Genomic DNA, 15,129 nt, shown 5'->3' with positions numbered 1-15,129 from the left:
GCAGCACCAAAACCATATGACCCTGTTTATGCCGCATTGCAGCACTAACATCTGATTCCAGGGAGGACACTTTCATCGCCGGAAAACCGGCAGACACAGAGGGTCCTTACATGAACGACAACTTAGCTGTTTCTCATCCCGGCATCAGACGACTTTGGCAGTCTGACCTCGACAGGCTCACCGAACATTTTCAAAGACTTGACAGCGATACCCGGCGGCTGAGGTTTGCCGGAAAGGTCAGTGACGGTTTTGTCGATCAATATGCCGAATCCATTCTTTCAGCCGGCGCAATAGGGTATGGCGCTTTTCCTGATCACGAGTTGCGTGGAATGGCGGAACTGCGCGAACTGCAAAACAGTTGGCCGCGCGCAGCCGAACTTGCGCTTGTCGTTGAACGGGACTGGCAAGAAAAGGGCATCGGTAAGGCCCTGTTCAATCGAATGATCGGCGCTGCCCAAACCAGACAGATCAAGACCATCCATATGCTGTGCCTTCTTGAAAACACACGCATGAGAAACCTTGCGAAACTGCATGATGCGAACCTTGCGATCGACAGCGGGATCATGGAGGCCACTTTGTCCGTCGCCCGCCCCTCACCAATCTCGTTTCTGGAGAGGCTTTATGGCGACCCTTGCAATATTCTGAGAGCGACAATTCGCGTGGGCGTCTAGGCCGCGCCGACCGCTCTCACCAAATATGCTTTGACACCGACAGAGCGATAAGGTGTTGTGCGGTCGTCTAACGCCTACGCTTTGGTGCTCAATGCCCGACTTTCTGCCCTCTTTATCGGTTCTCGCAGCTTTTTCGGCCGCGGCTCTTGTCCTGACAATAACACCAGGGCCGGACATGACCCTGTTCATGCGCAAAACGCTCACCCAGGGACGCAAAGCCGGGATCGCGGCGGTCCTTGGGGCTACGACCGGGTTGATCATCCACACGATCCTCGCAGCTATTGGCATTTCTGCGCTTCTTGCAGCCTCTGCGACAGCATTTACAGTGCTGAAGTTTGTCGGCGCGGCGTATCTGATTTGGCTTGCTATACAGGCTCTCAGAAAAGGCACTTCCCTCACCCTTGAGGCGGCGGAGAGCAAAACCCAGCCGTTCCGCCGGGTCTGGCTGCAGGGGCTTGGGGTGAACATTCTCAATCCGAAAATAGTCCTGTTTTTCGTGACCTTCCTTCCGCAATTCGTGTCGGCAAGCGACCCGCATGCAACTGCAAAACTTCTGTTTTTCGGTGGCTATTTCGTTCTGCTCGGGATGCCGATTTGTGTGTTGATGGTTTTAGGCGCTGGCGCGTTCTCACGCTTCCTCAAGTCGTCGCCAGCGTTCATGCGCGCGTTCGACTGGCTGTTCGCCGGGATCATGGGAACCTTCGCACTGAAGCTGCTGGTCGCAAAGGCAAACGCCTGAGCGGTTTCGCCCGACTTTTCACCTCAAAACCGGATTGACCCATTTCTCCGGCTGTGCACTCTTGGGCAAAATCAGTTTTCTTCCAAGGAGTTGCTTAGATGACCACGCCCCTCTTCCGCGATGATGCCTATTTGCGCAGCTGTGAAGCGGATGTTGTGGCGGTGAACGAGCGTGGCGGCATCGTCCTGGACCGAACTGTGTTCTATGCAACCGGTGGCGGACAACCCGGAGATACCGGGTATTTGGAGCTTGAAGACGGTGCCCGCATCGACATTGCAACGACCGTTTATGACGCGGACAAGAAAACGATCGTCCACGTGCCGGCAGAGCAACAGACACCGCCGGAGCCGGGCACAAAACTGACGGCCCATATTGATTGGGCGCGCCGCTACCGGTTGATGCGAATGCATACAGCGCTTCATCTATTGTCGGTCGCGCTGCCCTTTCCAGTGACTGGTGGTCAAATCGGCGACGGCGAAGGCCGGCTCGATTTCGATATGGGCGACACGGCGCTCGACAAGGAAAAAGTCGCCGAGAAACTGAATGAACTTGCGGGCGGCGATCATGATGTCGCGTTTGAGTGGATCACCGATGAGGAACTGGACGCGAACCCTGGGCTTGTGAAAACGATGTCCGTTCAGCCGCCGCGCGGTGCCGGCCGGGTACGGCTGGTCCGGATCGGCGGGGATATTGATCTTCAACCATGCGGAGGCACCCACGTTTCGAAAACATCTGAAATCGGCCCTCTGGAACTCGGCAAAAGCGAGAAAAAAGGCAAACAGAACAGACGGGTTCGGATTCGCCTCGCCGATTGAGACTGTTTGGGAGGATGTGCCATGAAACTATCCGGCAGTTGCCATTGCGGCGCCATTCACTTCGATGTGGAGAGCAAGACGCCCTACCCTTACATGCGCTGTTATTGCTCGGTCTGCCGGAAGACAACCGGCGCCGGCGGTTATGCGATCAATCTGATGGGCGAAGCTGAGAGCCTTCAGATCCACGACCCGCATAAAGTGAGAAAGATCTATCAGGCGGAATTCGAGACAGGTTTGAGCCCCGCTGAGCGCTCGTTCTGTGGACGGTGCGGCAGCCATCTCTGGCTTTGGGATCCGCGCTGGCCCGAGCTTGTTCATCCGCTGGCAGCTGCCATCGATACGCCGCTGCCGAAACCACCTGAGACGGTTCATATTCTCCTGGAGAGCAAACCAGACTGGGTCGACGTTGCCGAGGGATCCGATCAGGCCCATTTCCAGGAATATCCGAAGCTTTCCATCGAAGACTGGCACAAGCGCCACGGCCTTTACGAAAACAAGGACACCTCATGACCTATCATCCGCTTGTCTCCACAGACTGGCTGGCCGATCATCTGGATGCACCGGATGTGGTCGTCGTCAATGCCTGGATGCCGCCGGTAACGACGCCGGACGCCAAACCGGTCTATCCGGACAGCCATATCCCGGGTGCTGTGTTTTTTGACGTCAATGAGATCTGCGACAAGAACAGCGACCTGCCGCATATGCTGCCGGCCCCGCACGTCTTTTCCTCCGCCATGCGCAAGCTCGGGATCGGGGATGGCCAGACCATCGTCGTTTATGATGACTTTGGCTTCTATTCTGCGGCCCGTGTCTGGTGGACATTTCGGACGTTTGGCGTTGAAAACGTCTATGTTCTGGACGGCGGCATGCCGAAATGGCAGGGCGAAAACCGGCCAGTCAACGATGATCCTGTCCGGCGGCCGGAACGCCACTTCTCGGCACGGCTCGACCACAGCGCGGTCGCCAATCTGTCTGCCATCAAAGCCTTGAGCGCATCCGGAAACGGGCAAATTCTCGATGCCCGCTCTGCCGCCCGATTTGCCGGAGACGCTCCAGAACCACGTCAGGGCTTGCGCAGCGGGCATATGCCGAATGCGCTGAACCTGCCATTCACGGACCTGATTTCCGAAGACGGCACGTTCAAACAACGGGACGGCCTGGAGCAGGCCTTCAAAAACGCAGGCGTTGACCTGTCCCGGCCGGTCACAACGACCTGCGGGTCCGGCGTCACCGCAGCAATCCTGACACTCGCACTCACAGTTCTTGGAACCCGGGACGTAAGCCTTTATGACGGGTCCTGGTCTGAATGGGGCGCACGCGACGACACGGACGTTGTAACTGGTCCAAACTAGGATATAGGCTGAATACGCTGGGGCCAAATCGCGCCCCAGCATGACCGGAACGATCTTAGGTCCGGGGCGCTGCGAGCAGCTTGTCTTTGGGAATTTTTGCGGTGTGGTGCTTTCCGCCAACCCGGATCAGAAAGTCGCCGCGTGTTCCTTGAAGATGGTGTCGCGGCCAGATCTCCAGACCGTTCATGAGATCGCCCTTCGGATGACGTTTCTGGACCTCACGGCGTGTCGATGCGGCGATGCGCGCCCGGCCCATTCCGAAGACGTCACACATAGCACCTCTAGACAGCAGATGCGCCTCTGCACCGTGAAGGCGGCGCGATACATACCCGTTCAGGTGCAGCCCGATCGCTTCTCCTATCTTCCGAGCTTTTGCCGGATCGTGCCCTTGGGAGACCAGGAGATCCTTGCTGCGCTTTGCGCCGTGAACGGTGAAACAGCAGGCGCCCGGATGAACCGGGCGGTCCTTGGCCAATCCAAGGTCGTGGAGCATGGCCGCCGAAAACAGAATCTCCCGGTCAACGTCCAGCTTCTTGTAACCGGCCAGGCACATTGCCCAATAATAGGTGCGCCAGCTGTGTTCCAGAACATCTGTTCCAAGTTTTTCTGAAGCAAACGCCTCACTGTCGGATACCAGCCGGGTTTGGAGCGGCAACAACCCTTCAAGATCGGCCCCATAGGCATGCATCAGACCCAATTTGTCTGACGCCTGATCCAATGCCTGCAGCAGGCTCATCCGAACCATGTTTCCAATGACTGTGACCTTCTCGGCCCGCGTTAACCGTCCCTCGCTGAACGCCCCTTTTCTCTCGCCCCAGGCCAGAGATCCCATAATTGGCGCCTTGCGTTTGGTTTGACAGATGGTGGTCATATCAGCTCCTCTATTTATTTGTACCGTATCGCATAAAAATAGACAGGTCGAGTTTTTTATGCGAAGCGTTACAGAATGACGAAGGAACGAAAACGCGGCCGTCCCCGATCTTTCGATGAGACCGCAATTCTCGACAAGATCATGCAGGTCTTTTGGGAGCACGGTTATTCAGCCACGAGCCTCGACCAGATAGCTGAGGCAACCAACCTCAACCGACCGAGCCTTTATGCTGCCTTTGGCAGCAAAAAAGACATGTATCTGAAAGTGATAAACCGCTTTGCCGACATGATGCAGGCACACCTGTCAGCAGCGGGTGATTTCGACGGTCCCTTGAACGCGCGGTTCAAAGCGATTCTATCAGCTGCAATCGATCTCTACACCGGCAAGACACCAGTGTCCGCCTCGAGGTTTGGCTGCCTTGCAATCTCCACCCTCCCGGCCGAGACGACCCAGGATCCAGAGTTTGTTGAGGCCTTGAACAAGGTGATGGGCCGAATGGACCGCGGTTTCGCGCGCCTTATAGAAACCGGGAGCAAAAACCGCTTTGAGACAGAAGAAGCCGCTCAGATTGGCCAGCAGTTTGCGGTCATGCTCCACGGCATCTCAGTTCGTGCACGTGCGGGCGAAAACACAGAATCCCTAAAAGCCCTGGCTGGAAACATGGTCGACCGGCTCTTGCCTGAGGATTCCGGCTGATGCACTCAACGGTCGCTCTGCGCGCTATCGCCAGCCCTGACCAATCAGAGTTGTTTCCTGAACTCATGTTCCAGTTCGTAAGGTCTCAAAGAAGTTTTTGATCTCATCGGAAATCACATAAACGCTTGTGTTCATCCGGTCAGCCGCGGTTTTGAAATTCACCGCTGCTCGGTCCGTTGCCACCACCGCATGCCCAACACCTTCGATGTTCTCCTCGAGGGTCTGCGCACCGTTCGCAACGGTTTGGACACTGTGTGAAATTTCTTGGGTCGCAGCGCCCTGCTCTTCAACGGCTGCCGCAATGGACGATGTCATTTCGTCAAGCTGTTTAACCACTTCAGCAATGGATTGAATGGATCCAACCGCCCCATCCGTCGACTCCTGAATTTCAGAGACCTGCTGACTGATTTCTTCCGTCGCCTTGGCCGTCTGTTGTGCAAGTTCCTTGACCTCGGCAGCGACAACCGCAAAGCCTTTGCCCGCATCCCCGGCCCGCGCAGCCTCAATGGTCGCATTGAGCGCCAAAAGATTGGTCTGTTCGGCGATCGCCTGGATCAACCCGACCACATCACCGATCTTTTGCGCAGCGCCTGCAAGGCTGGCCACCTGGTCACTTGATCTCTCGGTTCCGGCCGACGCCTCGCTGGCAATTCTGGACGCGCCAACAATCTGCTTCGAGATCTCCTGGATGGAGCTGGACAACTCTTCTGTTGCCGCTGCCACGGTTTGCACACTGTCGCTGGAATTTTTCGACACGGTTTCCGCGCTGGAGATTTGGTCCTGCGCATCCCGGGAGACGCTTTCAAGCTGAGCAGCTTCGCTGATAACAATCCCGGCGCCCTCATCGGCATCCTTCAGAGGCTTTTCTATTTTCTCCCGAAACTGCTCGATCGCTCTGTTCAACTTGTTTGCCTGCTCAGCCCGCTCCAACAACAATTGTTCTTCATAAGTTGAAATGGCCAAATCCATGTCGAACATGACAGCGGCGGTAACGTGTTCCAGAACATCACCAAGGTCGGTAAAGGACGTCCGGTATTTCTTGACCAGATGTTTGTGCAGGCGTGTCAGAACAAACTTGTAACCGGCAATATACCAGCGGGGCTCGAGACCAATCCGGCAATGAATGTGCCCAATCCGGTTGATGCTTTCCTGATAGTCCTTATCAAAGCCACTCAAGAAGAGTTTTTCCCAGTGGCTCTTTTGCGCACCCACCAGGCGCGGCTGCTGATCGCCGACCATGTTGGCCATGTGAGGCTCAGCCTTTATGTGCGCATAAAAACCGGCAAGCAGCTCATCCAGAGCCGGCTGAATAACCGGCCATGTTTTCTTCAGTGCCGAGATGGTTTTGGAATCAATTTCTGCAAATTTCAGACGATGATCAAAATCGGTTTCAGACATGGCAGCCCTCGCAACATACTGCCGTTAGGTCATATTGAAATGCTAAACATATTATAAATTGCAAACTACCTAGAAATAACTACCCATAGTTTCAGCAGTTTTCGTTACTTTTCGCATATGCAGATCTACCAAGACAGGCTGAATAATGCCTATTTTGTAGTCACTTAAATAAGTTTAGATGGACGATTCGCGGTCGTTTTGGGACCTCTTTTTGGGTTCTTCAGAAACGTTGGCTTGGCATTTTACGACAAAAGATAAAAAAATCCCGGACCACAGGTCCGGGATTTCCAAGAGTGTGTTTGGTTCGCCGGGATCCGTCAGTGATGAAGGATCTGGCTGAGGAACAATTTCGTCCGCTCGTGCTGCGGATTGGTGAAGAATTCCTCCGGCTCGTTTTGCTCAACGATCTGGCCGGCATCCATGAAGATCACCCGGTTGGCAACCTTACGGGCAAAGCCCATTTCGTGGGTCACGCAAAGCATGGTCATGCCTTCTTCAGCCAGACCAACCATCACGTCGAGCACTTCCTTGATCATCTCCGGATCAAGCGCCGAGGTCGGCTCATCAAACAGCATGATTTTCGGGTTCATGCAGAGTGAGCGGGCAATTGCCACACGCTGCTGCTGACCACCAGAGAGCTGCCCCGGGTATTTCAGTGCTTGCTCGGGGATCTTGACCCGCTCAAGATAGTGCATCGCAATATCTTCAGCTTCCTTCTTCGGCATCTTGCGAACCCAGATCGGTGCCAAGGTGCAGTTTTCAAGAATGGTCAGATGCGGAAACAGGTTGAAGTGCTGAAAGCACATGCCGACTTCACGGCGGATCTCGTCGATCTTCTTCAGATCATCGGTCAGTTCCGTACCTTCCACGATGATCTGGCCGGCCTGGTGCTCTTCCAGACGGTTGATGCAACGGATCATCGTTGACTTGCCGGACCCGGACGGGCCGCAGATGACGATCCGTTCGCCGGACATCACGCGCAGGTTGATATCGCGCAGCACGTGGAAGTCCCCGTACCACTTGTTCATGTTCTTGATTTCGATGGCGACGTCCGTGTCGGAGACCTTCATCTTGGTCCGATCGGCAGCCAAGTCATCGTCGCGTACAGCGTTTTCGGTCATTGATTTACTCCAAGAGTGTCTTTGGACCGGGGCGCAGCGATTTCATCCCGCGCGCCCCGGAAGAGCGTTATCGTTTGTGTCCGGTGTGCAGCTTCTTCTCCATATAGATGGAATATCGCGACATGCCGAAGCAGAACACGAAGAAGATGATCGCTGCAAAAAGGTAACCGGTATGGCCCTGGCTGGGTGTCGACCACGTCGGATCCGTGAAGGACGACTGAATCTGGCCAAGAAGGTCGAACATGCCGACGATCAGAACCAGTGTGGTGTCCTTGAACAGGCCGATGAAGGTGTTGACGATCCCCGGGATCACAAGCTTCAGAGCCTGCGGCAGGATGATGAGGTACATCATCGGCCAGAACCTAAGACCAAGCGCCATTGCGCCTTCATACTGCCCCTTCGGGATCGCCTGAAGACCGCCGCGGACCACTTCTGCCATGTAGGCTGCCGAGAACAGCGTCACCCCGATCAGAACCCGCAAGAGCTTATCGAAGGTCACCCCTTCCGGCAGGAAGAGTGGCAGCATTACCGAGGACATGAACAACACGGTAATCAGCGGCACACCGCGCCAGAACTCGATGAAGATGATCGAGACCAGCTTGATGATCGGCATCTTGGAACGGCGTCCAAGCGCAAGCGCCACACCCAAGGGCAGAGACGCCACGATACCTGTCACCGCAATGACCAAGGTCACCAGCAGACCACCCCAAACTGCAGTCTCGACGATCGGCAGAACGACGTTGTCGCCGATGACCAGACCGGTCAGCAGGAAGTAGGCAATGATCGGAAACACCACCAGGAAGAGGATCGCATTGATCTTCTTGAACGGTGCGCTCGGGATCGCCAGTGGCACTAGGAGCAGAGCAAACAGCGCATAAACGATGTCCACCCGGTAACGCTCTTCAACCGGATACCGGCCATAGATGAATTGCGGGAAGTATGCTTCGACATACGCCCAGCAAGCACCGCTATGGCCGCCATCTTGAGGCAGACACGCTTCACGATTGTCGCCGGTCCAGACTGCGTCGATAAACGCGAATTGGATAAAGGGCGCGAGCATCGAGTAAGCGAGCAGTATCCCGATCACGGTCAGAATGGTGTTGCCGATGGACGAGAACAGGTTCTGCCGCATCCAGCCGATGACACCGGTGGTGGAGATCGGCGCCGGCAGGAGCGGCGCCTCTTCCGTTCGAACTTGAAACACTTCAGTTTTTGACATGTCGCTCTCCTTACCGTTCCACGAGCGCCATGCGCTGGTTGTACCAGTTCATGAAGGCTGAGGTGATCAGACTGAGCGACAGATAAACCGCCATCCAGATCGCAATGATCTCAATCGCCTGACCGGTCTGATTGAGAACAGTACCGCCCACGGAAACGAGGTCCGGGAAGGCAATTGCCACAGCAAGGGACGAGTTTTTCGTCAGGTTCAGGTATTGGCTGGTCAGCGGCGGAATGATGACCCGCATCGCCTGCGGAATGACCACAAGACGAAGGGTCGGACCGTTGCGCAGACCAAGAGCGTGCGATGCTTCAGTCTGGCCGTGGCTGACAGCCTGAATGCCTGCCCGGACGATTTCCGCGATGAACGCAGCCGTATAGATTGCTAGGGCAGTTGTCAGAGCAAGGAACTCGGGGATCAGGTTGAAACCGACACCCAGCTCAAAGCCGCGGCGCAGGATCGGACCTGTTTCAACGAAGTTCGGATGCTCAAGATACATCGGCATTCCGGTCACGAAGTAAGTGATGACCGGCAAACCGATGATCAAACCGAGCGCTGTCCAGAAGACCGGGAATTGCTGTCCTGTTTCGTCCTGGCGTTTGCGTGCCCATCTTGAGACCACAACCGACGTGACGATACCGATGATCAAGGCAATGCCGATAAACCCGGAGCCGTCTTCCCAAATGGGCTTGGGCATCCGCAACCCGGCAATGTTCAGATGGAAAGTGTCAAACAAGGACCACTTTTCCCGCTTGCCCGGCACCGCGCGCAGAACGGCGAAGTACCAGAAGAAGATCTGGAGAAGAAGTGGAACATTTCGGACCAGCTCGACGTACCAATACGCGATCTGGTTGATGACCCAGTTGTTGGACAGCCGCGCAATGCCAACGACAAATCCGATGATGGTCGCAAAAAAGATCCCGACGACTGCGACCATAAGTGTGTTGAGAAAGCCGACGAAAATCGCCTGACCATAAGTAGACGTTTCGGCATACGGCACCAAGGATTGGATGATGCCAAAACCGGCCGTATTTTCAACGAAACCCCAACCGGAGGCAATGTTCTGCCGCTCCAGGTTGGCTACCGTGTTCGTCACTATGAAGTATCCGAAGAAGACCAAAGCTGCGATCAGGAGTGCCTGATAAAACAGCCCGCGTACCTTCGGATCATTCACCAGCGAAGCACGCGCCGGCGCCCCCGCCGAGTCCTGCTCCATGACTGACATAGAACCTCGCCCAAGTTATCACGCCCGGCATATGTGGCAGATCAAGTGTCCGCAAGCCGTGGACTTGGCGTCGTCTGCTTTCCATCTCAACGCTTGTTCAGCGTCCCCTATCGGCAGAAAGCAGGTTTGTTCCCCGCGCACTGTCCGGATGATTTCCGGTTATTTTGGCGCAGAATTTATTGAGGGTTCCGGCAGTCATGCCGCCGGAACCCCAAAAACCTCTTTAAATCAGAGGATTAGCGTACCGGCGGAGCGTACAGGAAACCACCGTTCGACCACAGAGCGTTCACGCCGCGGGAGATGCCGAGCGGAGTGTCCGGACCGACGTTGGCATTGAAGCTTTCTTCGTAGTTACCAACGTTTTTGATGATGTTGTAAGCCCAGTCGTTGGACAGGCCGATGGCCTCACCGAATGCACCTTCAGCACCAAGCAGACGCTTGACGGACGGGTTGTCAGAACCCTTCATTTCGTCAACGTTTGCAGAGGTCACGCCCATTTCTTCGGCGTTGATCATTGCGTTGAGGGTCCACTTAGCAATGTTGAACCACTCATCGTCGCCCTGACGAACAACCGGACCAAGCGGCTCTTTGGAAATGATTTCCGGCAGAACCATGTGGTCGCCCGGGTTGGTCAGCTTCAGGCGCTGAGCGTACAGGCCGGATGCGTCCGTGGTGTAAACGTCACAACGGCCAGCGTCGTATGCAGCGACAACTTCGTCAGCTTTTTCGAAAGCGACGATTTCGTACGGCATGTTGTTCGCACGGAAGTAGTCAGCAACGTTCAGCTCGGTGGTTGTACCGGTGTTGGTGCAGACAGATGCGCCAGACAGTTCCAGAGCAGAGGTCACGCCCAGATCCTTACGGACCATGAAGCCCTGACCGTCGTAGTAGTTGACGCCAGCGAAGTTCAGACCGAGCTGAGTGTCGCGGGACATGGTCCAGGTGGTGTTCCGGGACAGAACGTCAACTTCGCCGGACTGCAGAGCAGTGAAGCGCTCTTTAGCAGAAAGCGGAGTGAATTTAACGGCAGAAGCGTCGCCGAATACTGCAGCAGCCATTGCGCGGCAGAGATCAACGTCGAGACCGGTCCAGTTCCCCTGTGCATCCGGGTTTGAGAAGCCCGGCAGACCCTGGCTCACACCACACTGGATGAAGCCTTTGCCCTTGACGTCTTCCAGCGTCGTCGCACCAGCAGCTGTCGCAGCGACACCCATAGCGGCGCCGAGTACGAGCGGAAGGATTTTGTTAGACATGGATATGCAGCCTTTATTTGTTACCCATAACTTTTATTTAGCTGGCCGGTATGAGTTGATGTCCTCTTCGCCCGACATTGCGGGCAAATTCCAGCGCAAAGCGCTGGTTCCTCCGGAAATCATCCCCCCGATCCAACAGCCCCCATACGATGGCATTTGCGTGTTCGGGTCAAGTACTTGCTGACGATATCTCGTTAAAATTCTCGGGCCGAAGTAGGATTACGGTTACCATGGCTGCACAAAACGCGAACATGTCTAGTTTCGCCTCATTGGCTGCCCATTACGTAATCATTCGTTTTTGTTCGCTAAGGCTGCGTCCCCTACGGAAAGACCTGAAACGCCGCAAAGTGAGGTCCGATGCACTCGTGTAAAAGCATCGGACCAAGACCTTTTTACCGAACCGGCGGGGCATAAAGAATACCGCCGTCGAGCCAGGACGCGTTCAAACCGCGCTCAATGCCGAGCGGGGTATCAACACCAACGTTGCGCGCGAAGATTTCTCCGTAATTGCCAACCGCGCTTATGATGCGGACGGCCCAGTCCTGATCAAGTCCGAGCGCACCGCCGAAGTTGCCTTCCACCCCGAGCAGCCGTTTTGAAGCTGGATTATCGGACGACGCCATGTCTGCGAAATTTGCCTGGGTCACACCGAGTTCTTCTGCGTTAATCAGAACGTTCAAGGTCCATTTCGCAATATTGAACCACTGGTCGTCGCCCTGCCTGACCACCGGACCCAGCGGCTCTTTTGAAATGACCTCCGGCAAAATCATGTGCTCGGACGGATTGGTCAGCTTCAAGCGGTTGGCGTGCAGACCCGATTTGTCGGTTGTGTAGACGTCACACCGGCCGGCATCATAGGCTTGTGTCACCTCATCGTTCTTTTCAAAGGCAACGACCTCGTACTCCATGTTGTTGACCCGGAAGAAGTCGGCGACGTTCAGTTCCGTCGTGGTTCCAGTCGCCGTACATACCGAGGCGCCGGCATGTTCCATGGCCGATGTAATCCCAAGCTCCTTGCGGACCATCATCGCCTGGCCGTCATAGTACATGACACCGGCGAAGTTGGCGCCAAGGTTCGTGTCACGCGACATAGTCCATGTTGTCGTGCGAGACAGAACATCGATTTCGCCGGATTGTAGAGCCGCGAACCGTTCAGGTGATGACAATGGCCGGAACTTGACTGCAGTCGGATCCCCGAAAACGGCTGCGGCAATCGCTCGGCAGTAGTCGACATCCAGCCCACTCCAGTTGCCATCGCTGTCCGGGTTGGAAAACCCGGGATTGCCCTGGCTCACACCACAGGTGAAGTAACCGTTCTCCTTGGCCTGCTCGAGTGTTGACGCAGAAGCGGGAAAGGCCGCGCCGGAAAAGGCGGCCGCAACCACCAGGCTTTTGAAAGTGTTTTTCATTTTTTCAGTCCTCCTGAGGCGCGACATAGGGCTCGCAAATCCCTGTCTTTCAAAGGACCATTGCAACAAATCACAAATGCCATTGAAAAAATGTCTTGGGAAAAACAGCGATTTGACGCAATTTCGCGATCAGAAAGCCGATCGGCGCATCACATGCTCAGCCCATTGGCATTGAGCCGGTGCTGAGTGCCGATATGGAAAAACAAGACAGCCAAAACGGACTGAAGGATAGATGACGAATACGACGGACACTAAAAGAAGCATTGAAACCGTTCTTGCGCACAGCGGCCGGGATCCATCCGGGTTCCATGGGTTTGTCAATCCGCCAGTCGTCCATGCCTCCACAGTGCTCTATCCCGACACCAAGACCATGGTGACGGGCGCGCAGACGTACTCCTATGCACGCCGCGGCAATCCAACCACTGATTCCCTTGAAGACGCCTTGAAAGAAATCGAAGGCGCGGCCGGCGTGAAACTGGCAAATTCCGGCCTGAATGCGATTGCGCTGGCGATTCTATCCTGCGTGAAGGCAGGCGATCATATGCTGATCGCCGATACGGCTTACGGCCCGACCCGTCACTTTGCAGATACCGTCCTGGCAGGCCTCAACGTCGACGTTGAGTATTACGATCCGGCTGTCGGTGCGGACATCAAATCGCTCTTCAAACCGAACACCACTGCAGTCTTTACTGAGGCCCCTGGCTCCCTCACCTTCGAAATGCAGGACGTTCCAGCAATTGCGGCAGCCGCGCACGAAATCGATGCGACCGTGCTCATGGACAACACTTGGGCCAGTCCGCTCTATTGCCAGCCAATTTCATTCGGCGTTGATCTCTCCATCCAGGCGGGCACGAAATACATTGTCGGTCATTCAGACGTCATGCTCGGCACGATCGCTGCCAGCGAAAAGGCGTGGCACAAACTGGACACGCTCCATGGCGCAATGGGCAGCCATGTCGGTCCGGACGATGTCTATTTGGGTTTGCGCGGGCTTCGGACCCTGTCGGTCCGCCTGGAGCGGCACCAGAAAAACACAGCTGTCGTTCTGGATTGGCTGAAGGCGCAGCCCGCCATCGGCGCAATCAGATACCCCGCGCTTGAGAGCGATCCCGGCCATGAGATCTGGAAGCGAGACTTTTCTGGCGCATCCGGCCTGTGCGGCTTCGACTTTGCAGCTGGGACAACACAAGAGCAGGCCTATGCGTTTCTCGACGCCCTGACCCTGTTTGGTCTCGGATATTCCTGGGGCGGATTTGAAAGTCTCGCAATACCGGTTCGACTGAAAGGCATGCGTTCAGCAACAAATGTCGATCCGGATCTTCACTCGGTTCGCCTTCACATCGGCCTTGAAGACCCGGAAGATCTGATCAGAGATCTTGGCCAGGCCCTCGACAAGGCTTTCGCATAATTGATGGATTCCATGAACAAGTTTCATGGATGGAAACTGTTGCGATCAGTCTTGCTTGTCACAAAATGGTGGGAACCGAAAACACACAAAGGCTTCCACCATGGACATTCAGCGCATTTCCGCATTTTCAGATGGCAACACCGGCGGCAATCCGGCCGGTGTGCTCATCAGTGACTCGCATCCATCGGTCGAAGACATGCGCGCCATCGCAGCGGATGTCGGCTTTTCCGAAACCGCATTTGCTGCGCGTCAAGACGACGGAGCCTGGCGCGTCCGCTATTTCTCGCCGCAATCAGAAGTGCCGTTTTGTGGTCACGCGACCATCGCACTCGGATCCGCCCTTACCCGCGAATTCGGTCCAGGGCGCTACAATCTGAAGCTCAACGAAGCTGAAATCTCCGTGGAAGGCGCTGTCTCAGGCGAACTCGTAGAAGCCGCCCTCCAATCGCCCCCGACAAAAAGCCAACCAGCACCGGATGACGTTGTGAGCGAGGTTATGGATCTCTTCGGCTACACGAAAGATCAGATCGATATCCGCATCCCGCCAGCGCTCGTCCATGGCGGCGCAGATCATTTTGCGCTGACACTTAACTCACGCGAGGCCGTCTCGGACATGACCTATGATCAGGAAGCGGGACGCGAACTGATGGAAAAGCATGGTTGGGTTACGATTCTAATCGCCGTCAGCGAAACGCCACAACTCTTCCATACACGCAATGCCTTTGCCTCGGGCGGGGTCTATGAAGATCCGGCAACTGGGGCTGCCAGCGCTGCCTATGCCGGATATCTGCGGGACATTGGTTGGCCGCATCAGGGCCGCATCGAAATCAGTCAGGGATTTGACATGGGGCATCCCAGCCGGATCGTTGCGGAGATCGGATCTGAAAAGGGAAGTTCGATCCGTGTTTCCGGTTCGGCACGGGTCATGAACGAAAGAGATTTCACAGACTGA

Annotated in this window: 15 protein-coding genes; 8 read left to right on the top strand and 7 right to left on the bottom strand. The window is 55.6% G+C overall.

Going from position 1 to position 15,129, the window contains the following annotated elements; translation table 11 throughout:
• Positions 1–110: 110 nt before the first annotated feature.
• The 5 genes from AC0J4F_RS16390 to sseA all read left to right on the top strand — a co-directional run bounded on the left by AC0J4F_RS16390 (position 111) and on the right by sseA (position 3,577).
• Positions 111–671, top strand: a complete 561-nt coding sequence (locus AC0J4F_RS16390; protein WP_473024044.1) for a GNAT family N-acetyltransferase — start codon at positions 111–113, stop codon at positions 669–671.
• A gap of 91 nt (positions 672–762) precedes the next feature.
• The gene (locus tag AC0J4F_RS16385) at positions 763–1,410 is read left to right on the top strand and encodes a LysE family translocator (RefSeq protein WP_473024043.1); all 648 of its coding nucleotides are present in this window, start codon (positions 763–765) and stop codon (positions 1,408–1,410) included.
• A 98-nt stretch (positions 1,411–1,508) separates the two neighbouring features.
• Positions 1,509–2,225 (top strand): alanyl-tRNA editing protein, encoded by a 717-nt coding sequence (locus tag AC0J4F_RS16380; RefSeq protein ID WP_133947156.1) that lies wholly within the window; start codon positions 1,509–1,511, stop codon positions 2,223–2,225.
• Positions 2,226–2,246: 21 nt separating this feature from the next.
• The gene (locus tag AC0J4F_RS16375; protein WP_133947155.1) at positions 2,247–2,735 is read left to right on the top strand and encodes a GFA family protein; all 489 of its coding nucleotides are present in this window, start codon (positions 2,247–2,249) and stop codon (positions 2,733–2,735) included.
• Positions 2,732–3,577 carry a 3-mercaptopyruvate sulfurtransferase gene (sseA, locus tag AC0J4F_RS16370; protein ID WP_133947154.1) on the top strand — a complete coding sequence of 282 codons (846 nt, stop codon included), beginning with the start codon at positions 2,732–2,734 and terminating at the stop codon, positions 3,575–3,577. Before AC0J4F_RS16375 ends, sseA begins: the two co-directional genes overlap by 4 nt.
• Positions 3,578–3,632: 55 nt before the next feature.
• On the opposite strand, the gene AC0J4F_RS16365 is transcribed toward sseA, so the two are convergent.
• Positions 3,633–4,448 carry an HD domain-containing protein gene (locus AC0J4F_RS16365; RefSeq protein WP_209002199.1) on the bottom strand — a complete coding sequence of 272 codons (816 nt, stop codon included), beginning with the start codon at positions 4,446–4,448 and terminating at the stop codon, positions 3,633–3,635.
• Positions 4,449–4,523: 75 nt separating this feature from the next.
• Between AC0J4F_RS16365 and AC0J4F_RS16360 the strand changes: the two genes are divergently transcribed.
• Positions 4,524–5,144: a TetR/AcrR family transcriptional regulator gene (locus tag AC0J4F_RS16360; RefSeq protein ID WP_133947153.1), complete on the top strand. Its 621-nt coding sequence runs from the start codon at positions 4,524–4,526 to the stop codon at positions 5,142–5,144.
• A 63-nt stretch (positions 5,145–5,207) separates the two neighbouring features.
• On the opposite strand, the gene AC0J4F_RS16355 is transcribed toward AC0J4F_RS16360, so the two are convergent.
• From AC0J4F_RS16355 to AC0J4F_RS16330, 6 genes are all read right to left on the bottom strand, one after another.
• Positions 5,208–6,542, bottom strand: a complete 1,335-nt coding sequence (locus tag AC0J4F_RS16355) for a globin-coupled sensor protein (RefSeq protein ID WP_133947152.1) — start codon at positions 6,540–6,542, stop codon at positions 5,208–5,210.
• Between the two features lie 317 nt (positions 6,543–6,859).
• Positions 6,860–7,663, bottom strand: coding sequence for an amino acid ABC transporter ATP-binding protein (locus tag AC0J4F_RS16350; RefSeq protein ID WP_133947151.1), 804 nt, complete (start codon positions 7,661–7,663; stop codon positions 6,860–6,862).
• 67 nt (positions 7,664–7,730) lie between these two features.
• Positions 7,731–8,882, bottom strand: a complete 1,152-nt coding sequence (locus AC0J4F_RS16345; RefSeq protein ID WP_133947150.1) for an amino acid ABC transporter permease — start codon at positions 8,880–8,882, stop codon at positions 7,731–7,733.
• Positions 8,883–8,892: 10 nt separating this feature from the next.
• Positions 8,893–10,098, bottom strand: a complete 1,206-nt coding sequence (locus AC0J4F_RS16340) for an ABC transporter permease subunit (protein WP_208326686.1) — start codon at positions 10,096–10,098, stop codon at positions 8,893–8,895.
• 245 nt (positions 10,099–10,343) lie between these two features.
• The gene (locus tag AC0J4F_RS16335) at positions 10,344–11,360 is read right to left on the bottom strand and encodes an amino acid ABC transporter substrate-binding protein (RefSeq protein WP_209002198.1); all 1,017 of its coding nucleotides are present in this window, start codon (positions 11,358–11,360) and stop codon (positions 10,344–10,346) included.
• Between the two features lie 392 nt (positions 11,361–11,752).
• Positions 11,753–12,769 (bottom strand): amino acid ABC transporter substrate-binding protein, encoded by a 1,017-nt coding sequence (locus AC0J4F_RS16330; RefSeq protein ID WP_133947148.1) that lies wholly within the window; start codon positions 12,767–12,769, stop codon positions 11,753–11,755.
• 232 nt (positions 12,770–13,001) lie between these two features.
• Here AC0J4F_RS16330 and metC point away from each other — a divergent pair, with 232 nt between their 5' ends.
• Both metC and AC0J4F_RS16320 read left to right on the top strand, forming a co-directional pair.
• A complete protein-coding gene (gene metC, locus AC0J4F_RS16325) occupies positions 13,002–14,177 on the top strand; it encodes a cystathionine beta-lyase (RefSeq protein WP_473024042.1) in 1,176 nt (391 codons plus the stop codon).
• 100 nt (positions 14,178–14,277) lie between these two features.
• On the top strand, positions 14,278–15,129 hold the full coding sequence (locus AC0J4F_RS16320; RefSeq protein ID WP_473024041.1) for a PhzF family phenazine biosynthesis protein: 852 nt from the start codon (positions 14,278–14,280) through the stop codon (positions 15,127–15,129).

This window comes from Roseibium sp. R5 (assembly GCF_055755305.1).
The sequence above is the reverse complement of the archived record's forward strand: the minus strand, read 5'-3'. Positions and strand labels throughout refer to the sequence as shown.

Bases quoted from the DNA above. Each gene is read 5' to 3' on its own strand.
- AC0J4F_RS16390 (WP_473024044.1), top strand. From the start codon at position 111: ATGAACGACAACTTAGCTGTTTCTCATCCCGGCATCAGACGACTTTGG.
- AC0J4F_RS16385 (WP_473024043.1), top strand. From the start codon at position 763: ATGCCCGACTTTCTGCCCTCTTTATCGGTTCTCGCAGCTTTTTCGGCC.
- AC0J4F_RS16380 (WP_133947156.1), top strand. From the start codon at position 1,509: ATGACCACGCCCCTCTTCCGCGATGATGCCTATTTGCGCAGCTGTGAA.
- AC0J4F_RS16375 (WP_133947155.1), top strand. From the start codon at position 2,247: ATGAAACTATCCGGCAGTTGCCATTGCGGCGCCATTCACTTCGATGTG.
- sseA (WP_133947154.1), top strand. From the start codon at position 2,732: ATGACCTATCATCCGCTTGTCTCCACAGACTGGCTGGCCGATCATCTG.
- AC0J4F_RS16365 (WP_209002199.1), bottom strand. From the start codon at position 4,448: ATGACCACCATCTGTCAAACCAAACGCAAGGCGCCAATTATGGGATCT.
- AC0J4F_RS16360 (WP_133947153.1), top strand. From the start codon at position 4,524: ATGACGAAGGAACGAAAACGCGGCCGTCCCCGATCTTTCGATGAGACC.
- AC0J4F_RS16355 (WP_133947152.1), bottom strand. From the start codon at position 6,542: ATGTCTGAAACCGATTTTGATCATCGTCTGAAATTTGCAGAAATTGAT.
- AC0J4F_RS16350 (WP_133947151.1), bottom strand. From the start codon at position 7,663: ATGACCGAAAACGCTGTACGCGACGATGACTTGGCTGCCGATCGGACC.
- AC0J4F_RS16345 (WP_133947150.1), bottom strand. From the start codon at position 8,882: ATGTCAAAAACTGAAGTGTTTCAAGTTCGAACGGAAGAGGCGCCGCTC.
- AC0J4F_RS16340 (WP_208326686.1), bottom strand. From the start codon at position 10,098: ATGGAGCAGGACTCGGCGGGGGCGCCGGCGCGTGCTTCGCTGGTGAAT.
- AC0J4F_RS16335 (WP_209002198.1), bottom strand. From the start codon at position 11,360: ATGTCTAACAAAATCCTTCCGCTCGTACTCGGCGCCGCTATGGGTGTC.
- AC0J4F_RS16330 (WP_133947148.1), bottom strand. From the start codon at position 12,769: ATGAAAAACACTTTCAAAAGCCTGGTGGTTGCGGCCGCCTTTTCCGGC.
- metC (WP_473024042.1), top strand. From the start codon at position 13,002: ATGACGAATACGACGGACACTAAAAGAAGCATTGAAACCGTTCTTGCG.
- AC0J4F_RS16320 (WP_473024041.1), top strand. From the start codon at position 14,278: ATGGACATTCAGCGCATTTCCGCATTTTCAGATGGCAACACCGGCGGC.